The organism is Ruegeria sp. AL3, assembly GCF_056536065.1.
In genome coordinates, this window is sequence record NZ_JBQFJG010000001.1 from 1,342,248 (window position 1) to 1,357,512 (window position 15,265).

Here is a 15,265-nt window from a genome sequence, read left to right on the forward strand (position 1 = left end):
TCCTCAGCCCATCGGGTGCCGGTAGCCGGCCGAGTATGCCCCGGTGACGAAATGTTCCAACTGCCGCTCGATATCGCCCAGCAGGGACGACGCGCCGAACCGGAACAGGTCGGGTTGCAGCCAGCGGTCGCCCAGCTCGTCCTTGATCAGCGACAGGTAGACCAGCGCGTCCTTGGCCTTGGAAATCCCGCCCGCGGGCTTGTAGCCCACGCGATAGCCGGTGCGGTCATAATAGTCACGGATCGCGCGGATCATCACCAGCGACACGGGCAGGGTGGCGTTGACGCTTTCCTTGCCGGTCGAGGTCTTGATGAAATCGGCCCCCGCCATCATGCAGACCAGCGAGGCACGCGCCACGTTACGCAGGCTGCCCAGCTCGCCCGTGGCCAGGATGGCCTTTACATGCGCCTCGCCGCAGGCGTCGCGGAATGCCTTCATCTCGTCATAGAGCGCCTGCCAGTCGCCTTTCAGCACATGGCGGCGCGAGATCACGATATCGATCTCTTCGGCCCCGGCCTTCACGCTTTCCTCGATCTCGGCCACGCGCAGGTGAAAGGGCGACAGGCCCGCCGGAAAGCCGGTGGAGACGGCCGCGACCGGAATGCCGGTGCCTGTCAGCGCATCCACCGCCGTTTCGATCATGTCGTGATAGACACAGACCGCGCCGGTGGTGATCGGTGGCATGTCCAGCGCCTTCAGCAGTTCGGGCGACACGGGCTGCCGGGCCTTGGAGCACAGGCGGCGCACGCGGCCCTCGGTGTCATCGCCCGACAGGGTGGTCAGGTCGATCATGGTGATTGCCTTCAGCAGCCACGCGGCCTGATGTTCCTTTTTCACCGACCGGCGCCCGGGCAGGGTCGCGGCCCGGCGTTCAATGGCCGAGGTGTTGGCCTGCACGGCGCGCACCCAGTCCAGGTCCAGATCCATGCCGGGATTCCGGGCTTCGGTCACTTGCGGCAGATGCGCGGTGCGCACGGGGCTTTCTGAGCTCTGCGTATCCATTGTCACGTCCTTTGGGAGGTTTGCGACAAAATCGCACGGGAGACCGGGGAATGGAAGATGCAGGCGGGCAATGTTTGGATAATTTTTGACCAAATGGACAAAATGTAACCGCTTTCTTGCGAATAATTCGCATTAGCGTTGACTTACTTGCGAATGGTTCTCATATTCAGTTCGAACGAGAAGCAAAAACTGAGGTAGAAGATGATTCGCCGGAATTTTCTTGCGGTATTGGCGCTGGCCTTTTCCCTGCCGGTCACGGCCTGGGCCGATGCACCCCTCAAGGTTGTGGCCACGACGGGCATGATTGCTGACGCGGCACGTCAGGTCGGTGGTGATCAGGTAGACGTCAAGGGGCTGATGGGGCCGGGCGTCGACCCGCATGCCTATCGTCAGACCCGCAGCGATATCGTGGTGATGACGCGTGCGGATCTGATCCTGTGGCATGGTTTGTACCTCGAGGCGCAGATGGAAGATTTCTTCCATGACCTTGAACGCAAGCGAACCGTAGTTGCAGTTGCCGAAGGTATCGACACGTCGAAGCTGCGCGCCCATGACGATTACGCCGACAAATATGATCCGCATGTTTGGATGACGCCCGAGTTGTGGCGGGACGTGGTACTTGAAGTGCAGGCAGCCCTCACCGAGGTGCGTCCTGAAGCGGCCGAGGTTTTTGCAGCGAATGCGCAGGCCCACCTGGCAGATATCGATCGCCTGACAGCCTATGCAGATCAAGTTCTGGCGTCCGTTCCCGACAACAACAAGGTTCTTGTAACCGCCCATGATGCCTTTGGTTACTTTGGTGAAAGTTTCGGGTTCGAGGTTCTGGGAATTCAGGGCATCTCGACCCAGTCCGAGGCGGGACTGAACCGGATAGGCGAATTGGTCGATCTGCTGGTTGACCGCAAGATCACGGCTGTTTTCGTCGAAAGCTCGGTCTCGGATCGTTCGATCCGCGCGCTGATCGAGGGCGCGGCCGCCAAGGGTCATGAAGTGCACGTGGGGGGCGAGTTGTTCTCGGACGCCATGGGTGAAGAAGGAACCTATGAAGGTACCTATCTTGGTATGCTGGACCATAACATCACGGTCATTGCCAGTGCTTTGGGTGGCAATGTGCCAGATCGTGGCATGGACGGAAAACTGTCGGCGGGGTTTTGATCGATGCTGGGCCTGATCAGCAATGAAGGCGTGACCGTGGGTGACAAGGGGTTGGCCGACAGCCCCCTTGCCCTGCGCGGCCTGACGGTTTCATACGGGCAGAAACCTGCGGTGTTTTCAGTCGACATGACCGTACAGCCCGGGGCGATGACGGCGATCATCGGGCCGAACGGGGCCGGGAAATCCACATTGCTCAAGGCGGCGCTTGGCATCGTTTCCCCTTTGTCAGGTCAAGTGACCGTGTTTGGCCAGCCATTGGACACGCAGCGCGCGCGCATTGCCTATGTTCCTCAGCGTGCCAGCGTGGATTGGGATTTTCCAACGCGTGTCATCGACGTGGTTCTGATGGGCCTGTCGCGCGAACTTGGCTTGCTGGGCCGCGTGCGTGCCCGCCACAAGGCGTGCGCGATGGATTGTTTGCACCGTGTGGGAATGCGGGATTTCGCGGATCGCCAGATCGGGCAGCTATCCGGCGGGCAGCAACAACGTGTCTTTCTGGCGCGCGCGCTGGCGCAGGGCGCGGATCTGTATCTTCTGGACGAACCTTTTGCAGGTGTCGATGCCGCCACCGAGAAAGCCATCATCTCGGTGCTGAAATCCCTGAAAGAGGCGGGCAAGACGGTTGTCGTGGTGCATCACGACCTTGCGACCGTGACCGATTATTTCGACCATGTCTTCCTGATCAACACCCGCAAGGTGGCCGAGGGACCAGTGGCCGAGGCCTTCACGGCGGAAACCTTGCAATCAGCATATGGGGGTCGACTGGCAACCGCGCAGATCGATCAGATATCGCGCGCGCTGGGGTAACGCATGCTTTGGGATGCTCTGACCCTGCAACTTGGCTACAACGCCACGCTGGTCGCCATCGGTGCAACCTTGCTGGGTGTTTCAGCCGGTGTGACGGGGACGTTTCTGTTTCTGCGCAAGCGCGCCTTGGTCAGTGACGCAATCAGCCACGCAACCCTGCCGGGCGTCTGTCTGGCTTTCATGGTATTGGTCGCACTGGGAGGAGACGGGCGCAACCTGCTGGGCCTGTTGGCAGGATCGGCCATCTCGGCCTGGATCGGCCTTCTCTGCATGAACTGGCTGACGCGTCACACGCGTTTGGCCGAAGATGCCGCCATCGGAGCAGTCCTGTCGGTCTTCTTCGGCTTTGGCATCGTGTTGCTGACGGTCATACAGACGATGGGCGTAGGCCGTCAGGCAGGGCTGGAAGGCTTCCTTTTGGGATCCACTGCCGGGATGCTCTGGGCTGATGCGATGATCATTGCGGTCGGCGGCGCTGCGACGCTGCTGCTGGTCATGATCATTCGTCGCCCGATGATTTTTGTGGCCTTCGATCCTGAATATGCCGCAGCACGCGGGTTGCCGGTGCACAGGATCGATCTGGCCATGATGGGTTTGGTCATGGCCGTGACCGTGGTCGGCCTGAAAATCGTAGGTCTGATTCTGATCGTGGCTTTGCTGATCATTCCCGCCGTGACCGCGCGGTTCTGGTCCGAACGCTCGGACCATGTGGTTCTGCTTGCGGGATTGGCCGGCGGGTTGGCGGGGTACATTGGCGCGGCCATTTCGGCCTCGGCGCCAAACCTTCCGACCGGGCCGATCATCGTTCTGGTCAGCTTTGCCTTTTTTGTCGTGTCTTTGTTTCTGGCGCCGATACGTGGCGTTCTGGCGGCGGTGCTGCGCCATTTGCGCTTTCAGCGCCGGGTGCATATTCGTCAGGGTCTTTTGGCCTTGGCGCAGGGGCAAAAGATCTACGAGCCCCTGACCCTGCGCTTGCTGCGCCGCGCTGGGCTGGTGCGCGCGGACGGCGTTGCGACCGATATCGGCAAAGCCCGCGCGGCCAAGGCGTTGCGGGACGAAAAGCGCTGGGAAATCGTGCGCGCAGATCAGGCGCATGAGGCAACAGCCGCGCTTTATGACGGGTTACGGGACATCGAAACCGTCCTGACCCGCGACCAGATCGCCGAGATAGACCGCCGCATCGGCGGGCCAATGGGGGTGCCGGTATGAGTGGTGAAGAATTTGTCCCTCTGTCTCTGACACCGTTGCTGATCGGTACGTTTGCGGCCATTGCCTGCGCGTTGCCCGGCAATTTTCTGGTGTTGCGCAAACAGGCATTGATCGGAGACGCTATCAGCCATGTGGTGCTGCCGGGGATCGTCGTGGCGTTTCTGATCACAGGGGCGATATCGACCTGGCCGATGATGCTGGGCGCGGCGGGCGCTGCCGTTGTGGCCGTGGTGCTGATCGAAGCCATTCGCCGATTGGGTCAGATCGAACCGGGGGCGGCCATGGGCGTGGTCTTTACCACCATGTTCGCCGCGGGCGTCCTGCTACTTGAGCAGACGGATACGTCGACGGTGCATCTGGATGTGGAACATGCGCTTTACGGCAATCTCGAAAGCCTGATCTGGCTGGACGCCACCGGATGGTCGTCCTTGCTGGACACAGAGGCGCTGTCCGGGCTGCCCCCGGAATTACCCCGCATAGCGCTGACACTGCTCGGTGTGTCTTTGTTCACCTGGCTGTTCTGGCGGCCGCTGAAGATCTCTACCTTCGACGAAGGCTTTGCCCGGACCATTGGCATTCGCACCGGCGTTCTGGGCATGGCATTGGTCATCACCGCGGCCATCGCGGCGGTGGCGGCCTTTGACGCGGTGGGCTCGATCATCGTGATCGCCATGTTCATCTGCCCGCCTGCCGCGGCGCGGATGTTGACCAACCGGCTGGAAGCGCAGATCGCCTGGAGCGTTGTGTTCGCCATTGCCTCGGCGGTGTCGGGCTATGTGCTGGCAGGTTATGGCCCGCTGTGGCTGGGCGGCGCGGATGCCGTCAGCGCGGCGGGTATGATCGCCACGATGTCAGGCCTGATTCTTGCGGCGGCAGCGATGTTCGGACCCTGCCGGGGCAGGATCGGTGCGCGCATATCTGCCTGATCAGGCATTTTCCCGCCACACAGGCCTACACGTTATCGGCCAATCTCTGCCAAGAAACTGAGCCCGAGAATCTTAAGCAGATTTTCCGACAGGTGCGTGATACATGCGGTCTCATAAATTAGCTGAAACACACCACTCACTTGGCACGTCCGGGTGATCCGGAATGAGTTCTCGTTCGCGGATACCCGGGCGCCCCCTCTCTTTTAGAATCTGCGGTTCAAACCGGTGGCAGAATCGTGCGCGACTATGCTAGGTGTAGGGGTATGGCGCAGGCAAACCCCAATATCGGCGAAAAACGCCCCGTAATTAGGCAGCTCGACGATGCCGCAATCAACCGCATCGCGGCTGGTGAGGTGGTGGAACGACCGGCCTCGGCGGTCAAGGAACTGGTCGAGAATGCAATCGATGCCGGGGCCACGCGGATCGCCATCGATATCGCGGATGGCGGCAAGACCCTGATCCGGGTCACGGATGATGGCTGCGGTATCGCGGCGGAAGATCTGCCGCTGGCCTTGTCCCGCCATGCCACGTCAAAGATTGACGGTTCGGACCTGCTGAACATCCACACTTTCGGCTTTCGGGGCGAGGCGCTGCCATCCTTGGGTGCTGTTGGGCGTCTGACCATCACCAGCCGTGTTCCCGGCGCGGATGCGGCGCAGGTGCACGTCGCGGGTGGCAAGATGGATGCGGTCAAACCCGCCGCCCTGCGCGCGGGGACTGTGGTCGAACTGCGCGATCTGTTCTACGCCACACCGGCCCGCCTGAAATTCATGCGCACGGACCGGGCCGAGGGGCAGGCGATCACCGATATTGTGAAACGGCTGGCCATGGCCGAACCTTCCGTGACATTCGCTCTGCGGGATGTATCCGGCGGCGGAGAGGGTCGCGTGACCTTCCGCGCGGATCGCGAGAACGGAGATCTGTTTGATGCGCTCCACGCCCGACTGGCCCGCGTGATCGGGCGCGAATTCGCAGAAAACGCTTTGCAGATTGATGCCTCGCGTGATGGCATCCGGCTGTACGGCTATGCCGCCCTGCCGACCTACTCGCGTGGGGCTGCCGTAACACAGTATCTTTTCGTCAATGGACGCCCCGTGCGCGACAAGATGCTGACCGGCGCGCTGCGGGCGGCCTATTTCGATTTCCTGAGCCGCGACCGCCACCCTGCTGCGGCGTTGTTCATCGACTGCGACCCCACGCTGGTTGACGTGAACGTCCACCCCGCGAAATCCGAGGTTCGGTTCCGGGATCCCGGCGTCGCGCGGGGGCTGATCGTGTCCAGTCTGCGTCATGCTTTGGCGGAAGCCGGGCACAGGGCATCCTCGACCGTGGCGAATGCGACGCTGGGCGCGATGCGGCCAGAACCTGCACAGCTCGCTCCGGCGCGGGTTTACCAGATGGATCGTCCGTCGCCTGCCGCGCGCACGGCGGCGTATCGCGCGCAGGCTCCGGGTTTTGCCGAGCTGGCCAATGACTATAGCGGCAGCATTGTCGAGCCGACCCCGGTTGCGCAGGTCGCCGAGATGCAGGAGCAGCCTCAGGCGCAGGATCTGCCGCTTGGTGCAGCCCGCGGACAGGTGCACGAGAATTACATCATTGCCCAGACCGCCGATGGCATGGTGATCGTAGATCAGCATGCAGCACATGAACGGCTGGTTTATGAGAAGCTGAAAACGCAGATGGCCGAGAATGGCGTCGCGGCGCAGGCCCTGCTGATTCCGGAAATCGTGGAATTGTCCGACGGGGATTGCGCCCGCCTGATGGCCGTCGCAGATGACTTGACGCGCCTTGGCCTGACCATCGAGCCCTTCGGCGGAAGCGCCATTGCCGTACGCGAAACCCCCGCCATTCTGGGCGAAGTCGATGCGCGCGCCATGATCCTCGACATCCTGGATGAACTCGCCGATCAGGGTGAAAGCCAGATGGTGCAGGCAAGGATCGAGGCGATCCTCAGCCGGGTGGCCTGCCATGGGTCGATCCGATCCGGCCGTCGAATGCGGGCCGAGGAAATGAATGCCCTGCTGCGCGAGATGGAGGCGACGCCGCATTCCGGCCAGTGCAACCATGGGCGACCAACCTATGTGGAACTTAAACTCAGCGATATCGAACGCCTGTTCGGACGCAGTTGATCTGGTTTCAAACACGGTTTAACAAGATAGAAACAAAACGAGAACAAACTGACCCCCATGATCCAGATTGCAGGCACTGAGATGGCGTTGAACGATCCCTTGATTCTGACCGTGGGTGGTGTGGTGGCGTTGATTCTGCTGCTGCTGTTCCTGTCGTTGCGGGCGGCCAACCGCTCGGCCCGGATGGCGGAGCCTCTGGCGCGGCAGATGGCGCATCTGGGTCAGCATGTTCAGCAACTGGGCCAGGGGCAAGAACAGTTGCGCGGCGGTCTTCAGCATGTCTCGGACACTCAGGCCAATGCGCAGATGCAGGTGATTCAGACGGTCGAGGCGCGTTTGGCTTCGGTCCAGCAACAGATGAATGACCGGCTGGCGGATAATGCGATGAAATCGGCGCGTGCGCTGGCCGAGATGCAGGAACGGATGAAAGAAACGTTGCATGGCTCGTCGAAACAGACGGCGACCTCGCTGACCCAATTGCAGGAACGTCTGGCCGCCATCGACAAGGCACAGGACAATATCACCAAACTGTCAGGCGATGTGCTGTCTTTGCAGGATATACTGTCAAACAAGCAGAGGCGCGGGATGTTCGGGGAAATCCAGCTGAACGATATCGTGTCCAAGGCGCTGCCCGCTGACAGTTATTCGTTGCAAGCCACTTTGTCGAACGGCAGGCGGGCGGATTGCCTGATTCACTTGCCGAACCCGCCGGGACCGATCGTGATCGACGCAAAGTTCCCGTTGGAGGATTTCGAGGCGTTGGCCGCTGCGCAGACGAAGGCGGATGTCGATAGATGCCTGCGGGCCTTCGGCGCTGCGGTGAAAGTGCATATCAAGGCGATTTCCGAAAAATACATCCTGGACGGGGAAACCGCGGACGGCGCCTTGATGTTCGTACCTTCCGAGGCGATTTACGCCGAACTGCACGCGCGTCTGCCTGATGTCGTGCGTGAAGGGTTCGCCGCGCGGGTCTGGATCGTGTCCCCGACGACGTGCATGGCCACGCTGAATACCATGCGGGCGATCCTGAAAGACGCGCGTATGCGCGAACAGGCCGGCGCGATCCGCAAAGAGCTGGGGTTGCTGCACAAGGATGTGGACCGCCTGGGCGATCGCGTCTCGAACCTGGATCGTCATTTCGGGCAGGCGGCCAAGGATATCTCGGAAATCAAGATCAGCGCCGAAAAGGCTGGCCGCCGCGCGCAGCGTTTGGACAATTTCGACTTTGAAGAAATCGAGACCAAGGCCGAAAACGGCGTTGTGCCCCTTGCTCGTCACGAAGGTTGAAATCTACTGGATGGACAGGTCCAGATTGTACCCCACGGTTTTTCCGGTATCCCTGTCATTGCCCATCAGATAGACGCGGATCGTATAGTCTCCATCGTCGGGCAGGGTGATCCGAGCCGTATTGCCGTCAATCGACCCGTTATAAATCGCCACACCGTCGCTGCCCGGCGGCAGGATGTTGAAATAGATCACGCCGTTACCATTGGTGTCGCTGACCTGAAGATCGGCAAACATCTCCTGCCCGGCTTTGGCGCCCAGCGAATAGTCGAAGTACTCATCTCCTGAGATGGTTCCGCTGACCATGGTGCCAAAATTGCCGGGCTGAAACTGAACCTCGGCCGACATTTGGGCCGATACGACGGGCGCGACAGCAACGAGAAGGGCGCACACAGCAAGTCTTGCGAACATGATCATTCCTTTCAAACACGCCGCTCGCGGCCCTCGCGGGCAATTTCAGATGCGCAGGAAGGGTTGGAACAGGCGCGGCATCAGCTTGGTGAATTTCAACGGTGCATCCGTAACCGCCAGACAAATGCAATCTTCCGAAATGTCCGCCACAGGCGTGTGTTCCAAATCCTCGTCCGCGATCTCGACGTCGCCACGGGCGAAGCGATCCACTTCGTCCGAGAATGCGCCCTGAAGCACCATCGTCAATTCTATACCGTTGTGACTATGATCTGGTACAGCCGTTCCGGCTGGAATGAACAGCAACCGGGCCGAGGCCTCGCTTGTGGTCGGCAGAATGGCCTGTTTCACACCCATGCCGATCGGTTTCCATCGGATATCCGAAACCGTACCGCCGACATAATCCTGCAACGGGGCCGGCAATACCGAACAGTTCGGACGCGCCGGTTTGGCCGCTGGCGCACCTTTGGAGATCAACGCCATAGTCGCGGCCAGAGATGTATCACTCATGGCGATGGATACAGTCTGTTCCTCCAGAACATGACCACCTACGGCATCGTAACTTTCCGCCCGCGCACGGCAATGGTCGCAGAGCGACAGATGCGTCGCGACCATCAGGTCGAATGCCTCGGGCAGACTGCCTGCTGCGTATGCCATCAGCAGGTCATCTGTCAGGTGATGTTTGATCGACTTACTCATCATACTCATCTCAGTTCATTGCATGGCGCAAGCGGTCCAGCGCCAGCCTGATTCGTGATTTGATCGTTCCCAGGGGCAACCCGGTCTGAGACGCAATTTCGCGGTGACTCAGATCACCAAAATACGCCTTTTCGATCAGTTCTCTCTGCGCGTCTGGCAACGCTGTCAAAGCGGTGCGAAGCTGCGCGGTTTCCTGTTGCAGCGCGATGACATCGTCCTGCTCAGGCTCGGCCTCGGGACCCCACCACAATTCTTCGGGTTCGGGGCGGCGTTGCTTTCGCAGAACGTCAATGCGCTTGTTCCGAGCAATCGTGAATACCCAAGTAGCCACTGTTGCCCGCGCCGGGTCGAACAGATGGGCTTTGTGCCACAAGGTCGCCATCACCTCCTGCGCACACTCCTCGGCCATCGTGGCGTCTGATCCTGACTTCATCAGGAACGCCTTGATCCGTGGCGCGAAGTGCTGGAACAGTTCGGCAAATGCCGCCTGGTCCTGCGCGTCGCGGATGCGCCTGACGTGATCCACCCATTCGGTTCTGGTCTCGCGCCCGCCGTTACTTCCGTTCACCCGTCTACCCTTGATGCGTTTCTTTTCGCGCCGAGGCTGAAGGGCGGCCGGTTCAGCCGCAGGTTCGTCCAAGGTCACGGTATCGATCTCGGTAAACATAACCTCATTACGGCGCGTTCCCCAAGCCGGATCACTTTATCGGGACATTATGATCCAAATTGTGCAAATTGCCGTATCAGAATTGCCAGCATCTGAGGGAAATCAGTGCAGTTCAAGGCGTTTACGGGAAGGCCAGAAAGCAGCGGATGACGCAGGAAATAGACCATATCGCGGGTCATACCTATCACGGGCGCAAGGGTGCGATTGAAAACGCATTCCGATACTCGGTCGATTACATCCTGTTGGACCCCGAAGCAGAGCTGGACACCCCTTTGCTGTTTTCGGTTGATCGCGCGAATGTCACGAACTGGCGCACCACCGACCATGGGGGAGAGCCGGGTCACGGGGAAGGGGCCCAGTGGCTCCGCGCGCGATTTGATGAAATGTCGGTGCAACAACCGGCGCGTTTCAAGTTGCTGACGCAACCGCGCGTTTTGGGGCACGTTTTTAATCCCGTCAGTTTTTGGTTCTGTTTTGACGACAGCGATCACCTTTATGCGGTGGTGGCCGAGGTCACCAATACCTATGGCACCCGTCACAGTTACCTGTGTCACAAACCCGATTTCTCGGTCATCGAACCGACTGACAGGGTGGTGGCGGACAAGCTGATGCATGTTTCACCGTTTCAGAAAATCGAAGGCAGCTATACGTTCCGCTTCGACTATCGCGCGGATCGCGTCGGTGTCTGGATTGATTACGGGCGCGCTGATGGTGGGCTGATCGCGACGCTGACCGGCCCGCGGCAACCCCTGACGAACCGCGTGATTCTGTGGTCCTTGCTGAGGCGGCCATTCGGCGCCCGGAGAACCTTTGCACTGATCGTCTGGCAGGCTTTCAGGCTGTGGTTGAAAAAAGCCACCTTTCGCCCGTTTCGTAGGCAACCGGTACCGGACCGGCCGATTTCGCGTGCGCGGAACGAGGGCCGTTGTTTGCGTAAGATCAAAGACTCGCCCCCCGTTCGGTGATTGTGATGGCACAACAACCGCGAACACGAGGAGCTGATGCATGTTGGAAATATCGGCAAGAAAGGTCGCTCAGATTGCCATGATGGGGCGCGAGCTGAACCGGGCAGAAGGTGAAATGCGCGCCTTCATCGAACGTATGAGCGAAGACGAGCAAGCCGAACTGGTTGCCATCATGTGGATCGGCCGCGAAAGCTTTTTCGCCGAGGATCTGGCCGAAGCGATTGCCACTGCCAAGGCCGAGGCCTCGACCCCCTGTGCCGACTACCTGATCGGCACTCCGCACATGTCAGACCACCTTGAGAACGGTCTGGACGCGCTGGGGATATCAGCCGAGGACGTTGAAAACGATCTGATGTGACCTGCCTGCAAAGGGGCGGTTTCTGCGACGGGTCGATATTCGCATTATTTTGATCCGCCACTGAAAAGACATGTCGCGGGCCTGGATCGAAGTTTGCAATTAACGCGCCGGTCCAGCCCGAACTTTCCCTCCAATACAGTCTTAACAAACCTTAATGAACCGGTTTGGCAACGTTAAGGCAGCCTTCCCAAATCTGATGTCATGAAGACAAAGACATTGAGTTCAGGAGGAGAAAGACATGGCACATACACAAACATTCGAAGGCCGGGGTGGCCTGCTTGACGGTCTGTTTTCAAACTATGCAGAAGCAAAGGTCGAGCATTTCCGCCGCCGGATTTTTTCGAAAACCGTGCGGGATCTGGAAAAGCTTGATGACGTACAACTGGCCGACATCGGCATCCAGCGGGATCAGATCAAAAGACGCGCATATGAAAGTGTGTATCACAACAAGCCATACCGGCAGTGATCAAGCATTCAGCGTGAACTGAGACAATCCCCAAAAGCATGTTAGCGAGGTTATCAGAATGTTCGACGTCGTACCGCCCACCAATCAACCGGCTCCGGCCGCCACTGCGCTTTTGCTGTTCGATCGTGCCATGCGAATCCGTTCGATCAGCCCTGATATTGTCCGCGCAGCCCAGCATCTGAATGCTTTGACCGATCATCAGTTGTCCGAGCTGGGCATCAACCGCAGTGATATCGAAGATACCATCCAGCGGTATATCTGAAGTCCGGGTGAGGGAAACCCGAACGAGGACAACATGCGTAAAGTGGAACAATGAAAGCCATTCCAGGCAGTCTGGAATGGCTTTTTTGCATTCAGGCCGTGTGATCGACGATTTGCAGATGTTGGGTCAGCTTTTCGATTTCACCCATCCATCCCTGCACCAGCTTTGGATCGCTGGGGGCCGCGTGAACACCGGCCGGGATGGCGCGGTTCAATACGGCCTCGATCGCAAGTGAGACCGGAATCGACACCAGACGCGCCATCGCCGTGCCACGCTCGTCGCCCCAGGCATCCATGACATAGGTCTTGTGCCAGACTTCGACGCCGTCTTTCTCGGCCTTCAATCCCACGCACAATACAACACGATCAGGCTCGCCTTCGTCATAGGCGTTTTCCTCCCAGAACTGGTCCGACATCTCTTTCAGACGCGCATCCCCTTCCGGGCCGGACAGGGTTTCGATCTCGGTGAACACATCCGACCACGCGTCGGCCCAGCCGTTCAGACGCAGCGTGCCGCGGACGAATTCCTTGACCGGCCAGTGATCCTCGAAATGGTATTGCGCCATGAAGGGTATCGAATCGCGGTTCGGATAGACCTCGAAGCTCTCCGGTGTGGGCAGCGGCGCGACATAGCTGCTGATCGCATCCCAAGGGCGGGCAACGTCCAGCGGCGCGTAATCGCGGATCGATTTCGACGGCGACCGCAGCGCTTTCAACACGCCCAGCGGCGACCAGCTGAATTTATAGCGGAACGGGTTGGGGTTCTTGGGAATGCCGCCGCAATAAGAAATGAAGCTCAGGTGGTTTTTCGGGTCGAAGGCGTCGGAGGCGCGGTAGTCGTCCACCAGCGCATGCGCCATCAGGTGATCGATGCCCGGGTCCAGCCCGACCTCGTTGACCAGTGCGACGCCGGCGTCGCGCGCCTTGTCGTCCAGCGCGCGCATCTCGGGCGCGATATACGAGGACGAGACGAAATTGGCCTGTTTCGAAATTGCCAGGTCCGCAAGCGGTACATGCCAGTCGCCCGGCAGCATCGAGACGATCACATCGCCCTTCTCCAGTACTGCGCCAAGCGCGTTGATGTCGAAGGCGCGGATGTCGTCGGTCAGGTCTCCGACCTCGGCCCTGGCCTTGTCGACGGTCCGGTTCCACACGGTGACCTTGTGGCCGCCTTCGATCAGGCGACGCAGGCCGGGAATGGCCGAGAGGCCGGTGCCACACCAATGAATGGTCATCGTTCAGAGTCCTTCAATATGCGTTTTGTAAGTTGCTTCTGCCCGACCCCAGACACCGCTGTCCAGATCGGTCAGAGTCAGCAAGGACGGCAGCAGTTGCGCGGCATAGTCTTCCGAGCTTTCGACCGGCAGCATCGACGGCAGGTTGTCGATCGCCATCACGTCCATCACCGGGTCGGTGGCCACGCGCAGGGCGGGTTCTTGCCACGTGGTGGCGCGGTCATAGACGGGCACCGGGTTGTAATCGCTGTCCGGGTCGCAGGCCACGTCACCGATGGCGGTCAGCTTGCGCGGGGCGGTCAATGCCTCGCGCGGGACGAAGACAGGCGTTCCGGGGCGCGCGAAGATGCAGTTCAGGAACAGATCAAGGTCGAGGATTTCCGGGAAAGGCCCACCGCGCGCGGTTTCGGCCATGTCCCACTTGGTGACCGCGACGTCCATCGCCTCACACAGGTCTGCGGCGCCGGTGCCTACACGGCCCAAAGCTCCGATGACGATGGCGCGGGGCCGGGGCGCGCCAGTGGCGTCCAATTCTGCCAGAAGTTCGGCGTTCAGCGCGTTCTTGCCGGGATAGACGCCGACAGGGCCGCAGATCTCGCCCCGTTGCTGCGCCGCCCAGGTCTTGAGCGTCACCGCCGCGCCCGCGTAGCCTGCCCAATAGCCGAATGCGGCGACCCGGCGACCATCTTCATCCACAAGGTATTCCAGATCATATAGCGTGCCGCCGCCCGCCTTGAACCGTTCCAGCAGAGCCCGGCCCGAATGCTGGCCCTTGAAGGCATGGCCGAACATGATGTGGCGGTGGGGCAGGGGTGTACCGTCTTCGGGCAGTTCCTTGAGGCCGAAGATGATCGCGTCCAGCGGGGCCTCGGGCCAGGAATTCTCGGGCGCGATCTCGCAGCCTGCTTCCTTGTAGCCGTCCAGTGGAATGGCGCGGGCATGGCTTTCCTCGACCGTCACGCGGATGCCGGCCGCGATCAGCGCGGCGGCACCTTCCGGCGTCAGCCCAACCCGTTCTTCGTTCGGGCGCTGTTCTGCCCGGACCCAGAGATGTGTCATCTTATTTCCTTTTGTCAGAGCATTCCGGCAGCACGCACTGCCTGAACCGAAGGGCGTGCCTCCATCGCCTCACGGAAGGCGACGATTTTGGGAAAGGCCGAAACGTCCACACCATCGCCTTCCAGCCAGCTGCACACCACATACAGATAGGCATCGGCCAGCGAGAACGCCTCGCCCAGCACAAATGGACCACGCAGGCCGTTCGACGAGATATAATCGCAGGACGCGGTCATCGTCTGCGCGACCTTGTCTTTCATGTCTTTCCAGCTGGATTTCTTGTCGGCCCAGCGGTGCCCGCGCAGCTTGTGCGCGTGGTTCACATGCATGGTCGAGGCAAGGTAGAACATCACTTCGCGCATCCGGGCAGCCATCACCGGATCAGCCAGCACCAGCCCGGCCTCGGGGGCCTTGGCCGCAACGAATTCCAGCAGGGCTCCGGTTTCAGTCAGGATGCCGCCATCCACCACCAGCGCCGGAACGCGGCCTTTGGGGTTTATTTGCTTGTAAGCTGGTTTCGTCTGTTCGCCCCCGGCGAAGTCGAGTTTGATCGCTTCGTATTCCAGCCCGGCCTCTTCCAGTGCGATCGCGACAGCGACCGAGATGGTTCGGGGTGCATAGTAGAGCTGCATCAGGCG

The 15,265-nt window shown here is 60.2% G+C and carries 17 protein-coding genes; 10 read left to right on the top strand and 7 right to left on the bottom strand.

The annotated features are described in order from the left end of the window. Window positions 1-3: 3 nt before the first annotated feature. A complete protein-coding gene (gene deoC / locus ACR3E6_RS06735; RefSeq protein ID WP_480486407.1) occupies window positions 4-1,002 on the bottom strand; it encodes a deoxyribose-phosphate aldolase in 999 nt (332 codons plus the stop codon). Window positions 1,003-1,203: 201 nt separating this feature from the next. On the opposite strand from deoC, the gene ACR3E6_RS06740 reads away from it, so the two are divergent. From ACR3E6_RS06740 to ACR3E6_RS06765, 6 genes are all read left to right on the top strand, one after another. Next, window positions 1,204-2,157, top strand: coding sequence for a metal ABC transporter solute-binding protein, Zn/Mn family (locus ACR3E6_RS06740; RefSeq protein ID WP_480486409.1), 954 nt, complete (start codon window positions 1,204-1,206; stop codon window positions 2,155-2,157). Window positions 2,158-2,160: 3 nt separating this feature from the next. Further along, entirely contained in the window at window positions 2,161-2,964 is an 804-nt protein-coding gene (locus ACR3E6_RS06745; protein WP_152459357.1) for a metal ABC transporter ATP-binding protein, read from the top strand. Between the two features lie 3 nt (window positions 2,965-2,967). Next, a complete protein-coding gene (locus tag ACR3E6_RS06750; protein ID WP_480486411.1) occupies window positions 2,968-4,173 on the top strand; it encodes a metal ABC transporter permease in 1,206 nt (401 codons plus the stop codon). After that, window positions 4,170-5,099, top strand: coding sequence for a metal ABC transporter permease (locus tag ACR3E6_RS06755; protein WP_171724665.1), 930 nt, complete (start codon window positions 4,170-4,172; stop codon window positions 5,097-5,099). The genes ACR3E6_RS06750 and ACR3E6_RS06755 overlap by 4 nt, the downstream gene beginning before the upstream one ends. 263 nt (window positions 5,100-5,362) lie before the next feature. Further along, window positions 5,363-7,228, top strand: a complete 1,866-nt coding sequence (gene mutL / locus ACR3E6_RS06760) for a DNA mismatch repair endonuclease MutL (RefSeq protein ID WP_480486413.1) — start codon at window positions 5,363-5,365, stop codon at window positions 7,226-7,228. Between the two features lie 57 nt (window positions 7,229-7,285). After that, window positions 7,286-8,515, top strand: a complete 1,230-nt coding sequence (locus ACR3E6_RS06765; protein ID WP_480486415.1) for a DNA recombination protein RmuC — start codon at window positions 7,286-7,288, stop codon at window positions 8,513-8,515. A gap of 3 nt (window positions 8,516-8,518) precedes the next feature. Here ACR3E6_RS06765 and ACR3E6_RS06770 read toward each other — a convergent pair whose 3' ends face one another. The 3 genes from ACR3E6_RS06770 to ACR3E6_RS06780 are packed head-to-tail and all read right to left on the bottom strand — an operon-like array spanning window position 8,519 to window position 10,286. Then, window positions 8,519-8,923, bottom strand: a complete 405-nt coding sequence (locus ACR3E6_RS06770; RefSeq protein ID WP_171637262.1) for a hypothetical protein — start codon at window positions 8,921-8,923, stop codon at window positions 8,519-8,521. A 45-nt stretch (window positions 8,924-8,968) separates the two neighbouring features. Continuing rightward, window positions 8,969-9,619, bottom strand: a complete 651-nt coding sequence (locus tag ACR3E6_RS06775; RefSeq protein ID WP_171637471.1) for a ChrR family anti-sigma-E factor — start codon at window positions 9,617-9,619, stop codon at window positions 8,969-8,971. 10 nt (window positions 9,620-9,629) lie between these two features. Then, window positions 9,630-10,286, bottom strand: coding sequence for a sigma-70 family RNA polymerase sigma factor (locus ACR3E6_RS06780; RefSeq protein ID WP_171637260.1), 657 nt, complete (start codon window positions 10,284-10,286; stop codon window positions 9,630-9,632). A 146-nt stretch (window positions 10,287-10,432) separates the two neighbouring features. Here ACR3E6_RS06780 and ACR3E6_RS06785 point away from each other — a divergent pair, with 146 nt between their 5' ends. The 4 genes from ACR3E6_RS06785 (at window position 10,433) to ACR3E6_RS06800 (ending at window position 12,337) form a co-directional block, all read left to right on the top strand. Beyond that, the gene (locus ACR3E6_RS06785; RefSeq protein ID WP_171637258.1) at window positions 10,433-11,251 is read left to right on the top strand and encodes a DUF1365 domain-containing protein; all 819 of its coding nucleotides are present in this window, start codon (window positions 10,433-10,435) and stop codon (window positions 11,249-11,251) included. A gap of 40 nt (window positions 11,252-11,291) precedes the next feature. After that, window positions 11,292-11,609 carry a DUF3775 domain-containing protein gene (locus ACR3E6_RS06790; RefSeq protein ID WP_117871872.1) on the top strand — a complete coding sequence of 106 codons (318 nt, stop codon included), beginning with the start codon at window positions 11,292-11,294 and terminating at the stop codon, window positions 11,607-11,609. 238 nt (window positions 11,610-11,847) lie between these two features. Continuing rightward, a complete protein-coding gene (locus tag ACR3E6_RS06795; protein ID WP_171637256.1) occupies window positions 11,848-12,075 on the top strand; it encodes a YjiS-like domain-containing protein in 228 nt (75 codons plus the stop codon). A 58-nt stretch (window positions 12,076-12,133) separates the two neighbouring features. Next, window positions 12,134-12,337 (top strand): DUF1127 domain-containing protein, encoded by a 204-nt coding sequence (locus ACR3E6_RS06800; RefSeq protein ID WP_171724662.1) that lies wholly within the window; start codon window positions 12,134-12,136, stop codon window positions 12,335-12,337. A 91-nt stretch (window positions 12,338-12,428) separates the two neighbouring features. Here ACR3E6_RS06800 and ACR3E6_RS06805 read toward each other — a convergent pair whose 3' ends face one another. From ACR3E6_RS06805 to ACR3E6_RS06815, 3 genes are read right to left on the bottom strand one after another with little or no spacing between them, the layout of a single operon-like run. Further along, window positions 12,429-13,571, bottom strand: a complete 1,143-nt coding sequence (locus ACR3E6_RS06805; protein ID WP_480486419.1) for a saccharopine dehydrogenase family protein — start codon at window positions 13,569-13,571, stop codon at window positions 12,429-12,431. A gap of 3 nt (window positions 13,572-13,574) precedes the next feature. Next, complete coding sequence (locus ACR3E6_RS06810) at window positions 13,575-14,630, bottom strand: saccharopine dehydrogenase (protein WP_480486421.1); 1,056 nt, start codon at window positions 14,628-14,630, stop codon at window positions 13,575-13,577. 14 nt (window positions 14,631-14,644) lie between these two features. Further along, on the bottom strand, window positions 14,645-15,259 hold the full coding sequence (locus ACR3E6_RS06815) for a glutathione S-transferase family protein (RefSeq protein WP_480486423.1): 615 nt from the start codon (window positions 15,257-15,259) through the stop codon (window positions 14,645-14,647). Window positions 15,260-15,265: the final 6 nt, after the last annotated feature.